This window comes from Tsukamurella asaccharolytica, assembly GCF_007858435.1.
In the GTDB taxonomy this organism is placed as follows: domain Bacteria; phylum Actinomycetota; class Actinomycetes; order Mycobacteriales; family Mycobacteriaceae; genus Tsukamurella; species Tsukamurella asaccharolytica.
Map to the genome: position 1 here is coordinate 132,472 of NZ_VIGW01000004.1, position 12,894 is coordinate 145,365.

11 protein-coding genes are annotated in these 12,894 nt (G+C 71.0%); 7 read left to right on the plus strand and 4 right to left on the minus strand.

From position 1 onward, the window contains the following. The 4 genes from ilvC to FK529_RS09765 all read left to right on the plus strand — a co-directional run bounded on the left by ilvC (position 1) and on the right by FK529_RS09765 (position 3,176). Complete coding sequence (ilvC, locus tag FK529_RS09750) at positions 1–1,014, plus strand: ketol-acid reductoisomerase (protein ID WP_146560798.1); 1,014 nt, start codon at positions 1–3, stop codon at positions 1,012–1,014. A gap of 91 nt (positions 1,015–1,105) precedes the next feature. Then, on the plus strand, positions 1,106–1,705 hold the full coding sequence (locus FK529_RS20575; RefSeq protein ID WP_146560799.1) for a TetR/AcrR family transcriptional regulator: 600 nt from the start codon (positions 1,106–1,108) through the stop codon (positions 1,703–1,705). Then, a complete protein-coding gene (locus FK529_RS09760; RefSeq protein WP_146560800.1) occupies positions 1,702–2,070 on the plus strand; it encodes a DoxX family protein in 369 nt (122 codons plus the stop codon). The genes FK529_RS20575 and FK529_RS09760 overlap by 4 nt, the downstream gene beginning before the upstream one ends. Positions 2,071–2,168: 98 nt before the next feature. Next, a complete protein-coding gene (locus tag FK529_RS09765; RefSeq protein ID WP_146561033.1) occupies positions 2,169–3,176 on the plus strand; it encodes an AurF N-oxygenase family protein in 1,008 nt (335 codons plus the stop codon). A gap of 39 nt (positions 3,177–3,215) precedes the next feature. Here the strand turns inward: FK529_RS09765 and FK529_RS09770 are convergent, their stop codons facing one another. The 3 genes from FK529_RS09770 to FK529_RS09780 all read right to left on the minus strand — a co-directional run bounded on the left by FK529_RS09770 (position 3,216) and on the right by FK529_RS09780 (position 7,295). Beyond that, positions 3,216–4,628 (minus strand): phytoene desaturase family protein, encoded by a 1,413-nt coding sequence (locus tag FK529_RS09770; RefSeq protein WP_146560801.1) that lies wholly within the window; start codon positions 4,626–4,628, stop codon positions 3,216–3,218. Positions 4,629–4,700: 72 nt separating this feature from the next. Beyond that, complete coding sequence (locus tag FK529_RS09775) at positions 4,701–6,065, minus strand: NtaA/DmoA family FMN-dependent monooxygenase (protein ID WP_146560802.1); 1,365 nt, start codon at positions 6,063–6,065, stop codon at positions 4,701–4,703. 9 nt (positions 6,066–6,074) lie between these two features. After that, positions 6,075–7,295, minus strand: coding sequence for an LLM class flavin-dependent oxidoreductase (locus FK529_RS09780; protein ID WP_146560803.1), 1,221 nt, complete (start codon positions 7,293–7,295; stop codon positions 6,075–6,077). Between the two features lie 134 nt (positions 7,296–7,429). On the opposite strand from FK529_RS09780, the gene FK529_RS09785 reads away from it, so the two are divergent. Genes FK529_RS09785 through FK529_RS09795 form a run of 3 tightly spaced genes read left to right on the plus strand, consistent with a single transcriptional unit; the run spans position 7,430 to position 11,506 of the window. Continuing rightward, positions 7,430–8,887, plus strand: a complete 1,458-nt coding sequence (locus FK529_RS09785) for an MFS transporter (RefSeq protein WP_146560804.1) — start codon at positions 7,430–7,432, stop codon at positions 8,885–8,887. Between the two features lie 13 nt (positions 8,888–8,900). Beyond that, positions 8,901–10,490: a phosphoglycerate dehydrogenase gene (gene serA, locus FK529_RS09790; RefSeq protein ID WP_146560805.1), complete on the plus strand. Its 1,590-nt coding sequence runs from the start codon at positions 8,901–8,903 to the stop codon at positions 10,488–10,490. Beyond that, positions 10,487–11,506 carry a 3-isopropylmalate dehydrogenase gene (locus tag FK529_RS09795; protein ID WP_146560806.1) on the plus strand — a complete coding sequence of 340 codons (1,020 nt, stop codon included), beginning with the start codon at positions 10,487–10,489 and terminating at the stop codon, positions 11,504–11,506. Before serA ends, FK529_RS09795 begins: the two co-directional genes overlap by 4 nt. Before the next feature lie 109 nt (positions 11,507–11,615). On the opposite strand, the gene FK529_RS09800 is transcribed toward FK529_RS09795, so the two are convergent. Further along, the gene (locus FK529_RS09800) at positions 11,616–12,836 is read right to left on the minus strand and encodes an MFS transporter (RefSeq protein WP_146560807.1); all 1,221 of its coding nucleotides are present in this window, start codon (positions 12,834–12,836) and stop codon (positions 11,616–11,618) included. Positions 12,837–12,894 lie beyond the last annotated feature (58 nt).

Here is a 12,894-nt window from a genome sequence, read left to right on the forward strand (position 1 = left end):
GTGGCAATCGAACTGTTCTACGACGAGGACGCCGACCTCTCCATCATCCAGGGCAAGAAGGTCGCCGTCATCGGCTACGGCTCGCAGGGGCACGCGCACTCGCTGAGCCTGCGCGACTCCGGCGTCGACGTGCGCATCGGCCTCAAGGAGGGCTCGAAGTCGCGCGCCAAGGCCGAGGAGCAGGGCCTCACCGTGGGCACCCCCGCCGAGGTCGCCGAGTGGGCCGACGTGATCATGCTGCTCGCGCCCGACACCGCGCAGGCCGAGATCTTCAAGGCCGACATCGAGCCGAACCTCAAGGACGGCGACGCGCTGTTCTTCGGCCACGGCCTGAACATCCACTTCAAGCTGATCGAGGCCCCGGCCAACGTCACCGTCGCGATGGTCGCCCCCAAGGGTCCCGGCCACCTCGTGCGGCGCCAGTTCGTCGACGGCAAGGGCGTCCCCGCCCTCATCGCCGTGGACCAGGATCCGACCGGCAACGGCCAGGCGCTCGCGCTGAGCTACGCCGCTGCGATCGGCGGCGCCCGCGCCGGCGTCATCAAGACCACGTTCAAGGAGGAGACCGAGACGGATCTCTTCGGTGAGCAGGCCGTGCTCTGCGGCGGCACCGAGGAGCTCGTCAAGGTGGGCTTCGAGGTGCTCGTCGAGGCGGGCTACGCCCCCGAGATGGCCTACTTCGAGTGCCTCCACGAGCTCAAGCTCATCGTGGACCTCATGTACGAGGGCGGCATCGCCCGCATGAACTACTCGGTGTCCGACACCGCGGAGTTCGGCGGCTACCTCTCGGGCCCGCGCGTCATCGACGCCGACACCAAGAAGCGCATGCAGGACATCCTCACGGACATCCAGGACGGCACCTTCGTCAAGCGCCTCGTCGCCAACGTCGAGGGCGGCAACAAGGAGCTCGAGGCCCTCCGCAAGGAGAACGCCGAGCATCCGATCGAGGTCACCGGCAAGAAGCTGCGCGACCTGATGAGCTGGGTCGACCGTCCGATCACCGAGACCGCCTAGGTCCCACCCCGCACCACCTCGAGAGCCCCGTCGGACCCCGCGCCCGACGGGGCTCTTGCGTGTCCGGGCAGCGCCCACTATCATACTGAACATGTTCAATGAACGTGTTCAGTCGAGAGCGGAAGCGAAGGCCGGCACCCGGGCGCGGGTACTCGCCGCCGCGGACCGATCCTTCCGCGCCCACGGCTTCGCGGGCACGACGGTGCGCGGCATCGCCGCCGACGCCGGTGTCAGCGTCGGCACCGTGATGGCGGTCGGCGACAAGGATGCGCTGCTCATCGCGATCGTCGACGACTGGATCGCGGCCGTGCACGCGCAGCGCGAGCCCGCAGACCCCCTGTCGCCGCTGTCGTCGGGCGAGGCGACCCTCCGGCTCGTCGAGACCGTCCGGCCGTTCGTCACGTACTTCAACACCGACGGCGACCTCTCCCGCGAGTACGCGGCCGTTCTTGCGCGCGGAAAGCACCGCTCCCGGACCTTCGGTGACCTCGCCGGTGAGCTGCAGGCCGACTTCGAGGAGGTCTTCGCCGCCGCGGGGTGCGCCGATGCCGGCGCTGCGGCCCGCACCCTGTACTTCGTCTACATCGGCCTGCTGTTCGCCACCTCGGGTGGGGCGGTCACGCAGGAGGCCGCAGCGGAGCGCCTCGTCGAGGCGATCACACAGATCCTGGGAGAAGGAGGTCCGCAATGAGCAACGGTTTCATCGACACGCCGCACTGGCCGTGGCTCACCGTCGCCCTCGCGGTCGTCCTGCTGGGCGACGCGTTGTTGTCGGTGCGCCCGCCCGTCTTCATTCAGGACTGCCTCGACGGGGTGCGGTTCCCGCGCGACTGGTGGTGGACGCTCGTCGTGATCAAGCTGGTCGCGGTCGTGGGGCTGTTCGCCGGGCTGGAGTACCCCGGCGTGGGCGTCGCGGCGAACGCGGGCGTCGTCGCCTACTTCGTGTGCGCCGCGATCGCGCACGTGCGCGCGGGCTTCCTCGGGTCGACGTTCTGGGTGAACTGTCTCGGCATGCTCGCCTTCGCCGCCGGCGTGCTGATCCTGTCCTACGCGTAGTTCTTCGACGAAGAAACCAGCACTGCTGATTGATAGTGATAGAGTCCCATCGAACGGCTATCGCGAGAACGATGGCTGCGGACGGAAGCGAGACGTGGATGCGACTGGCCCTCACGCACATGGGACGCACGCAGGGGAAGCCCTTCGCCGGCCAGGCGGAGTACGAGCAGACGCTGAACGACCTCTCCGAGGCCTCGGTGCGCCGGAATTTCGATCCCTATGTCGACATCGACTGGGACGCCCCGGAGTTGGCGATCGTGCCCGACGATCCGCGCTGGGTGTGCGACTCCCGGTTCGACCCGATCGGCCGCCACCCCTGGTACCAGGAGCAGCCGCTGGCGAAGCAGATCGAGATCGGCATGTGGCGCCAGGCCAACGTGGCCAAGGTCGGCCTGCAGTTCGAGTCGATGCTGATCCGCGGCATCATGCAGTACACCGCCGCGCTGCCGAACAATTCGCCGGAGTTCCGGTACGCCACCCACGAGGCGAAGGAGGAGTGCCAGCACACGCTGATGTTCCAGGAGTTCGTCAACCGCGTGGGTATGGACGTGCCCGGCGGCAACTGGTTCCTGCGCCGCGTCTCGCCGATCGTGCCGCTCTTCGCGACCATGACGCCCCTGTACTTCTACATGATGGTGCTCGGCGGCGAGGAGCCGATCGACCACCTGCAGAAGCAGTTCCTGCGCTCGGGCTCCGAGCAGCACCCGGCGATGAGCTCGATCATGCAGATCCACGTGGCGGAGGAAGCCCGGCACATCGGCTTCGCCCATCAGCTGCTCGAGCACCGGATCCCCGCGCGCGGGGTGCTCCCGCGGCTCGTGCTCTCGCTGATGCTGCCGATCACGATGCGCGTCATGGTGACCATGATCATGATGCCGCCCAAGGAGTTCTGGGAGACCTTCGACATCCCGCGGGCGGTCAAGAAGGACATCTTCTGGCGTTCCGAGGAGTCGCAGCAGATGAAGCGCGACGTCTTCGGTGACGTGCGGATGATGGCCGAGAAGTGCGGCCTCATGAACCCGCTCGCGAAGCTCATGTGGCGGGCCTGCGGCATCGACGGCCGCATCTCCCGGTTCCGCAGCGAGCCCGCGTACGCCGCACAGTAGGCCGTCGCCGCGGCGCGCTGCACCGGGCGGGGCAGGGCGTCAGCGCCCGAGCCGGTCGAGCGCGCGGGTCGCGGCGTGGAATCCGCACATGCCGTGCGCCGCGGGCCCGGGCGGGGTGGCGGCGGAGCAGATGTACATGCCGGGCAAGCCGAGGTCGTAGGGCTGCAGGGTGACTCGTGGGCCGAAGACGAGCTGAAGCGGGTCCTTGGAACCGGTGTTGATGTCACCGCCGACGAAGTTCGCGTTGTACCGCGACAGCTCCGTCGTCGAGCACACGGCGGTACCCACGACGCGCTCCCGGAAGCCAGGGGCGAATCGCTCGATCTGGGCGATGATCGCTTCGGTGGCGTCGCCGGTGTAGCCGCTCGGGACGTGCGCGTAGGACCAGACGGGGTGGACGTCGCCGACGCTGCGGGAGGGGTCCGCGAGGTACTGCTGGCCGACGAGAACGAAGGGACGTTCGGGCATCTTCCCCGCGGCGATGGACCGCTCGGTGGCGGCGATCTCCGCGAAATCTCCGCCCAGGTGGACGGTGCTGGAGCGCCGCGCGTCGGGGTTGGTCCAGGGGACGCCGCCCTCCACGGCGAAGTCCACTTTGAACGCGCCGGGCCCGTACCGGAAGCGTCGGAAGGCGCGCCGTACGCGAACGGGCAGGCGGTCGCCGAGAACCGCCGCGACCTGGCGCGGGTCGAGGTCGAAGAGCGTGACATCGGACGTGGGAAGGTTCGCCGCGGACACCCGCACCCCCGTCTCCACCCGGCCGCCCAGATCCTCGAACTCGGCGAGTAACGCCGCGGCGAGCGCCCCGGAGCCGCCCTCGGCGACCTGCCAGCCGTAGGCGTGGCCGGCCGTGAGCATGCCCTTGCCGATCGCCGAGCTCATCGGCTCGTGCAGCGGCCGGAAGGCGTGCGCGGCTACGCCGCCCCACAGCCCCCGCGCCTGCGGAGTGCGGAAGGCGCGAGCGAGCGCCGCGGCGGGAAGGGGAGTGGGCGCCCCGAAGCCCGCCAGCGCCACCGGGTGCCGCGGCACCCGCAGCAGCGGCCCCAGCATCGACGGACCGATCTTGTCGAAGTTCCGCACGGGCCGGCCGAACATTGCCCGCCAGGCGGCACCGTCGCGCCCGAGTCCCGCGGCGGTGTCGGCGACGTCGCGGCGCAGTACCCCCGCCGAGCCGTCGTCGAGCGGGTGGACGCAGTCGAGTTCGGCGGAGCGCCAGCGTAGCCCGTGCCGCGCGAGGCCGACCGTCGCGAGGAACGGCGAGCCCACGGCCATCGGATGGATCGCCGCGCAGTGATCGTGGATCAGCCCCGGCACGATCGCCTCGAAGGAACGCAGGCCGCCCCCGACGGTGGCGCCGGCCTCCAGCAGGGTGGTCTGGACGCCCGCGCGGGCCAGGGTGATCGCGGCGGCGAGGCCGTTGGGCCCGCCGCCGACGACGGTACCGGTGGTCATGCCCGCGAGCCTAGCCCGGCGCCGAGTGGCGAGCGGTCATGGACCGCTGAGCAGGCGATACCGCACGAGACCTTAGGTGCGCGCCTCCAGGTGGCGGTGCGGCACCGGGAGCCCCAGGTTGCCGCGCAGCGTGCTCGGCTCGGCGTATTCGGCCCGCAGGACACCGCGGTCCTGCAGCAGCGGAACCACGCGGTCGACGAACTCGTCGAGCCCGGTCGGCACCAGGTGCGAGCCGAGGATGAAGCCGTCGGATCCGTCCTGCTGGACGAAGTCGTCGATCTGCGCCGCGACTTGTTCCGGTGTGCCGATCAGCGGGCCCCGCTCGAACTGGTCGATCACGACCTCGCGCAGCGACAGCTTCTTCGCCTCGCCGACCTCGCGCAGCCGCTGCGCCGTCGCGAACCGGTCCTGATGGACGAAGGCGCGGCCATGGATGATCGGCGGCGCATCGGGATCGGGATCGACGGCGGGCACGGGGCCGTCCGGGTCGTAGCCGGACAGGTCGCGATTCCAGATCTGTTCCAACAGGATCAGCGCCGTCTGTCCGGTGACCTGGCCGTGGACCACCTCGCGGTGCTTCTCGGCGGCTTCCGCCGGGGTGTCGCCGAGGACGAAGCTCGCGGACGGCAGGATCTTGATGTCGTCGGCGTCGCGGCCCGCTGCCACGGCGCGGGACTTGATGTCGCGGTAGAAGTCCGCAGCCTCGGGGAGCTTGCCGTAGGGCGAGAAGATCGCGTCGGCGTTCGCGGCCGCGAACTGCCGCCCCTGCGGCGAGACGCCCGCCTGGAGGACCACCGGACGCCCCTGGGGGCTGCGCGGCACGGTGAACGTGCCCTCGATGTCGAACTGCTCGCCGCGGACGGTGAAGTCGCCGGTGTCCGGATCGGAGACGAAGCGGCCACCCGCCTTGTCCGCCAGGGGTTCGTCGCCCGCCCAGCTGTCCCACAGCGTGCGGACGGCGTTGAGGGTCTCCTCGGCCCGCACGTACCGGTCGGCCGGGTCCAGGTAGCCGCCGCGCCGGAAGTTCTGGCCGGTGAAGGCGTCGAACGAGGTGACCACGTTCCACGCGGCGCGGCCGCCGGAGAGGTGATCGAGGCTCGCGAACCGGCGCGCCAGCTCGTAGGGCTCGTTGAAGGTGGCGTTGATCGTTCCCGCGAGACCGAGGTGCTCGGTGACCGCGGCCAGCGACGCCAGCACCGTGAAGGTGTCGGGGCGGCCGATGATGTCCTGGTCGAAGATCTGCCCGGCGCGCTCGCGCAGGATCAGGCCCTCGGCGAGGAAGAAGAAATCGAATCGGCCCCGCTCGGCGGTGCGCGCAGTGTGTTCGAAGCTGCTGAAGTCGATCTGGCTGCCCGCGTCCGGGTGCCACCACGCGGTGTGGTGGTTCACCCCGCCCAGGTAGGCGCCGAGGATGACCTGCTTCTTGTTCTCGCTCATCGGGTTACCTCAGACGGTCGCGTAGCGGTTGGGGACGGTCGACGGCAGTCCCAGCAGGGCGCGGAGCGAGCCGTCGGGGTACTCGGTGCGAAACCGGCCGCGCGCCTGCAGCGCCGGGACCAGGCCACGGGTGATCGCGGTGAGATCGTCGGGGAGCGCACCGGGGCGCAGGCGCACCCCGTCCACGCCGGCGTCGGACCAGACGAGAAGAAGGTCGGCGAGCTCGTCCACGGAGCCCGTGAAGATCGCCGCGTCGGAGTTGAAAGGGGATCCGGCGGCCGCGTCGAGCCGGGCCAGACGCTGGGCGCCGGACTCGGTCGTGCCGTCGAGGAGGACGACCACGTCGGCGTACACCCGCAGCCGCTCTCCGTCGCGCCCCACGCGGCGGACGGCCTCGTCGACCAGGGCGAGGACCGGCGCGGGTCCATCCGCGAGAGTGGGGGTCACGAACAGCAGATCGGCGGCGCGGGCGGCGAACTCGTACGGGATCGGCGCGTGCCCCAGCGCCGCCACCACAGGTTGCCCCTGGGGCGGTCGGGGTGTGATCGACGGACCGCGAACCGAGAAGAAGCGGCCGGAGAAGTCCGTGCGGTGCAGCTTGTCCCGGTCGATGAAGCGCCGCGTCGCGACGTCGCGGATCTCGGCGTCGTCCTCCCAGCTGTCCCAGAGCCCGCGGGCCACCTCGACGACGTCGGCGGCCTCCTCGAAGAGGTCGGCCAATGCCTGCGAGGGCTCCGCTCCCGCGAGCTCCGCCGAGGTCGGGTCCACGATTGTCCGGCGCCCGAAGTGCGCCGCCTCCGCTGCGGTGGGGGAGACCCGCGGCTGCCAGCCGGCGCGACCGCGCGACGTGTAGTCGAGTGTCGCGATCGCCGTCGAGACGTGGAAGGGCTCGGTGTGCGTCGTCGTCACGGTGGGGATCAGTCCGATGTGCGCGGTGGCCGGCGCGATCCGGGCGGCGATCAGGTGCGCGTCGATGCGGCTGCGGACCCGGCCGACGTCGTGCGACGGCACCCGCAGGCTGTCCTCGATCGAGACGAAGTCGAGGAGGCCGGACTCGGCCTCGGTCGCGAGGTCGGTCCAGTATCCGCCGGCGCCGAGGTCGCGCGGCCGCGCGTGAGGTTCGCGCCACGCGGCGGGGTGCCATCCGGCGCCGTCCAGCGCGACGCCGAGATGCAGTTGCGGCCCCTCCGATGTCGGCCGGTCCGCGGAGGCGAACGGGTTCTGCGCCATGTGGTTTCCCTCTCGTGCCGGGTGGTCGTCCGCGGCACCACGCTCGTCCCGCCGGGGTCCGGCGTCAACGGTTCGGATCATCCCGATCCGGGGGAAATGTGCACGGCCCGCACGGCTTTGCATTCGTCGTGGAGATGACTCGAACCAGGGCGCCCGCACCACCGATGCCGCAGGGCCGTGACCGGTGGGAGGTGCTCGTATGCTGCCTCGCGGGATTCGCGACGCTGCTCGACTCGGGCGCGGTGGCGATCTCGCTGCCCGCACTGCGCGCCCAGCTCGGCGCCACCACCGGGCAGACCCAGTGGGTGCTCGCCGCCTACTCGCTCGCCTTCGGGCTGGCGTTGGTGCCGGCCGGACGGCTCGGCGACGTGCTCGGCCGGCGCAGGCTGTTCCTGGGCGGTGTCGCGGTGTTCTCCGCCGCCGCATTGGTGTCCGCCCTCGCGGCCGGCGCGTGGCAGGTCGTCGGCGCGCGCCTGCTGCAGGGCGCCGCTGCCGGTGTCATCAGCTCGCAGGTGCTGGGAATCATCGCCGATCGGTTCACCGGGATCCTGCGCGCCCGCGCGCTCGCCGCCTACGGCGTGGCCATCGGGTTGGCGGGCGTGGCCGGTCCGGTGTCCGGGGGCCTGGTGCTGGCCCTCGCGGGGGAGGAGACCGGCTGGCGATGGGCGCTGGCGCTCAACGTGCCGTTCGGGGTGCTCGCGTTGATCGGGGCGGCGGTGTTCCTGCGGCGCGACGGTGCGCGGCGCGGCGCGGCGCGGTTCGACCTCGTCGGGCTCGTGCTGCTGGCCGCCGCGGTCCTGCTGGTGCTGGTCCCGCTCGTCGCCCGTCTCGGAGCGGCGGGCACGGGCGCTTGCCTGGTCGCGGCCGGCGCGGTCGTCGTGCTCCTCGTGCGCTGGGAGCGCGGCTACGCGCGCAGCGGCGGCACCCCGGTGCTCGTCCCCGACCTGGTGGCCGCGCGTGGATTCACCCTCGGGGCGGGCGTGGCGGCATTCTACTTCGGTGCGGCGCTGGCCGCGAACACCGTACTCACGATGTATCTGATCGAGCGGCAGGGGCTGAGCGCCCTGCAGGCGGCGCTGGTGCTCGTGGGAGGTGGTCTCGCCATGGCGGCGTCCTCGGGGATCGGGTGGCGGGTCGCGGCCCGTTTCGGTCGCGCGACCGTCGTCTGGGCGTTGTTCGCCGAGGCGGTGATCGTCGTGGCGTACGTGAGCGCCGTCGACCTGCTCAGCACCCCGGCTGTGCTGATCGCGGTCGCGTTCCTGTCCACCGCGTCGGGTGTGGCGTCGGGCCTCGTCGACGCCCCCAACCGCGCCCTGACCCTGGAGTACGCCCCGCCCGCGGCGAACGGCGTGGCGGCGGGATTCCTCCAACTGGTCCAGCGCCTGTCGGCGACGGTGGCGCTCACCGCCACGTCGGGCTTGTACCTCGCCCGACCGCACGAGGCGGGCGGGCTGGTTCTCGCGCTGGGTCTGTGCCTGGCCATGTTCGTGGCGGGTCTCTGCTGCGCGGTGCTCGATGCCCGGCGCCGCGCGACCCGCCGGAGATCGGCCGAGCACCAGGTCACTAAGCTGACGGTGCAACCGGCACCGTGAATGAGGAGCGCAAGTGACCCGTCCCGTGGTATTGATCGCCGACAAGCTGGCACCGTCGACAGTGGAGGCGCTCGGTGACGACGTCGAGGTGAAATGGGTCGACGGCCCCGACCGCCCCGCGCTGCTCGCCGCGGTTCCGGAGGCCGACGCGCTGCTCGTGCGCTCCGCGACCACCGTCGACGCCGAGGTCCTCGCGGCCGCCACCAAGCTCAAGATCGTCGCCCGGGCGGGCGTCGGCCTCGACAACGTGGACGTGCCCGCCGCCACCGAGCGCGGCGTCCTCGTGGTCAACGCGCCCACGTCGAACATCCACACGGCCGCCGAGCACGCCGTCGCGCTGATGCTCGCCACCGCCCGGCAGATCCCCGCGGCGGACAAGACCCTCCGCGAGCACACCTGGAAGCGCAGCTCGTTCAACGGCGTCGAGATCCTCGGCAAGACCGTCGGCGTCGTCGGCATGGGCCGCATCGGCCAGCTCGTCGCGCAGCGCCTCGCGGCGTTCGAGACGAAGATCGTGGCGTACGACCCCTACGTCAGCCCGGCCCGCGCTGCGCAGCTCGGCATCGAGCTGCTCACCCTGGACGAGCTGCTCGAGCGGGCCGACTTCATCTCGGTGCACCTCCCGAAGACTCCGGAGACCAAGGGTCTGATCGGCCGCGAGGCGCTGGCCCGCACCAAGAAGGGCGTCGTCATCGTCAACGCGGCCCGCGGCGGCCTCATCGACGAGCAGGCCCTCGCGGACGCCATCACCTCGGGGCACGTCTTCGGCGCCGGCCTCGACGTCTTCGAGACCGAGCCCTGCACCGACAGCCCGCTGTTCGAGCTGCCGCAGGTCGTCGTGACGCCGCATCTCGGTGCCTCCACCTCGGAGGCCCAGGACCGCGCCGGCACCGACGTCGCCAAGAGCGTCCGCCTGGCCCTGGCCGGCGAGTTCGTCCCGGATGCGGTCAACGTCAAGGGCGGCGCCGTCGACGAGGAGGTCGCGCCCTGGCTCGAGCTCACCCGCAAGCTGGGCGTGCTGCTGGGCGGCCTGCCCGGGGGGCAGCTGCCGGAGAAGATCGGCGTCACCGTCCGCGGTGAGCTGGCCAGCGAGAACGTCGACATCCTGCAGCTTTCGGCGTTGCGCGGCCTGTTCTCGGCCGTCATCGAGGACGCGGTGACCTTCGTCAACGCCCCCGCCCTGGCGGAAGAGCGCGGCGTCACCGTCGAGCTGGAGAAGGTCTCGGAGAGCCCCAACCACCGCAGTCTGGTCGACGTCCGCGCCGTGTACGGCGACGGCACCGTCCAGAACGTCGCGGGCACCCTGTCGGGCCTGAGCCGCGTGGAGAAGGTCACCAACATCAACGGCCGCAACTTCGACCTGCGCGCCGAGGGCCTGAATCTCTTCATCGCGTACGGCGATCAGCCGGGATCGCTCGGCAAGATCGGCACCCTGCTCGGCGACGCCGGCATCGACATCCAGGCCGCAGCCCTCAGCCAGGACGCCGAGGGCACGGGCGCGACGGTGCTGCTGCGCGTGAGCCAGCCCGTCTCGGCGGAGGTCCAGCAGTCGATCGCCGATGCGGTGGCCGCCACCACGGTCGCGCAGGTGGACCTCTCGTGAAGCTCGCCGTGATCGGCGGGGACGGCATCGGCCCCGAAGTGACGGCGGAGGCGCTCAAGGTGCTGCGCGCGGTGGTCGGCGAGGTCGACACCACCGACTACGACCTGGGTGCACGCCGCTATGAGCGCAACGGTGAGCTGCTCACCGATGAGGATCTGGCATCTCTGCGCGAGCACGACGCGATCCTGCTGGGCGCCATCGGCGATCCCCGCAAGGTTCCGCCGGGCGTGCTCGAGCGCGGTCTGCTGCTGAAGATGCGATTCGCCCTCGATCACCACGTGAACCTGCGCCCGTCGAAGCTCTTCCCGGGCGTGGAGTCGCCTCTGAAGAATCCCGGCGAGATCGATTTCGTCGTGGTCCGCGAGGGCACCGAGGGCGCGTACACCGGCAACGGCGGCGCGATCCGGGTCGGCACCCCGCAGGAGGTCGCCAACGAGACGTCGGTGAACACGCGGTTCGGCGCGGAGCGCGTGGTGCGCTTTGCCTTCGAGTTGGCGCGCACCCGCCGGAAGAAGCTGACGCTGGTGCACAAGACGAACGTGCTCGTCTTCGGCGGCTCGCTCTGGCAGCGCACCGTCGACGAGGTCGCCACCGAGTTCCCGGACGTCTCCGTGGATTACAGCCACATCGATGCGGCGACCATCTACCTGGTCACCGACCCGTCGCGGTTCGACGTCATCGTCACCGACAACCTCTTCGGCGACATCCTCACCGACGAGGCCGGCGCGATCTCCGGCGGCATCGGCCTCGCCGCGTCGGGCAACATCGACGCGACGGGCGCCAACCCGTCGATGTTCGAGCCCGTGCACGGCAGCGCCCCCGACATCGTCGGCCAGGGTGTCGCGGATCCCACCGCGGCGATCCTGTCGGCCGCGATGCTGCTGCGGCATCTCGGCAACGCGGAGGGCGCGCGGCGCATCGAGGATGCGGTCACCGCGGACCTCGCCTCCCGCGGCGACGCCCCGATCCGCACCACGGAGGTCGGCGACCGCATCGCCGCCGCCCTTACCGCATAACCCGTCGGCCGCTCCTACGGCGGGCACCGTCGCGTCGCCCCCATCCCTGACTTAACAGCGTTAGCAGCAGGCGTTTTCCCAGGAAGCGCCCTGGGCTAACGCTGTTAAGTCATTTCAGGGGGAGCGACGGTGCTTCCTTCACCCGGTCCGCCCGCTGCGCGTCGGAGGGAACCAGAGGGTAGGCGATCAGCGGGGCCAGACCCACGATGGCGAAGGCGGCGCCGAAGCTCGTCGCGTGGATGAGGGCGCCGAGGATCGGGCCGGCGGCGGTCGTCGCGACGAACTGCCCGGTGTTCTGGATGCCGAGTGCGCGGCCGCTGTAGAACGGGCCCGCCTTCTCGGCGATCGCCGTGAACGCCAAACCGTTGTCGGCGACGGTGACCACCGAAGCGATCAGGAAGACCACGACCGCGATGGGGGAGCCGATCGCGGCGAGCGCACCCAGTGCGCCCATCGCTGCTGCGGCCGCCAGCGCGATCCACCTGATCGGTGCGGTGCGCGATCCCAGCCGGTCCGACCACGCACCCGCGGCGATCCGGCCGAGAGCGCCGAAGAGCTGGCTCGCCGACACCAGCAGTCCGGCGGTAGCCGGCACCCAGTGCAGCCCGACGATCAGCCAGGTGATTCCCCAGGTCCAGATCGCGCCCTGCGGCAGCACGAGCAGCAGCGAGACGGCGTGGATGCGGACCAGGAAGGAGTCCTCGCGGTAGGGGTTGGCGCGCGCCTCCGTGGCGGCGGGCCCGGCCTCGGGCCGGGGCGGGTCGACGATGAACGCCCAGACCAGGACGACGGAAACGACGGCCACCGCGAGCGGCACGAGCATCGCCGCCGTCACCCCGGCGCGGTTGGCGAGCAACGGCATCGTCAACGACAGCAGCGCGATGCCCAGGGGCTGCGAGGTCTGTCGGATGCCCATGGCGGTGCCGCGGCTGGAGGCGGGGAACCAGCCGACGACGATGCGGCCGCTCGCGCCGTTCCCGCTCGCAGCCATTGCCGACGCGACGAACAGGCCGGCGGCGCACACGGCGAGGGGGGCGTTCGCGGCGAACGCGCCGACAGTGGCGCCCAGGCCGATGACCGCGCCCGACAGGCTGATCAGCAGGACACGGCGCTCGCCGTAGCGATCGATCATCGCGCCCCAGAAAATGGTGGTCAGCAGCAGGCCGGCGGGCGCGGCGGCGGCGAACAGGCCCGCGCTCTGCACTGAGAGGCCGTCGCGGATGAGCTGCGGGATGAGGAAGGCGGTGCAGTTCACGGCGGCGGTCGTGGTGATCGCGGCGGTCATGGACACCACCAGGATCCACCAGCGGCGGGTGGCCGACATCTCCATGTCAATCCCAATCAGTGGAACGATAAGTTTACATTGTGAGATGAAGCCTAGCTGATCG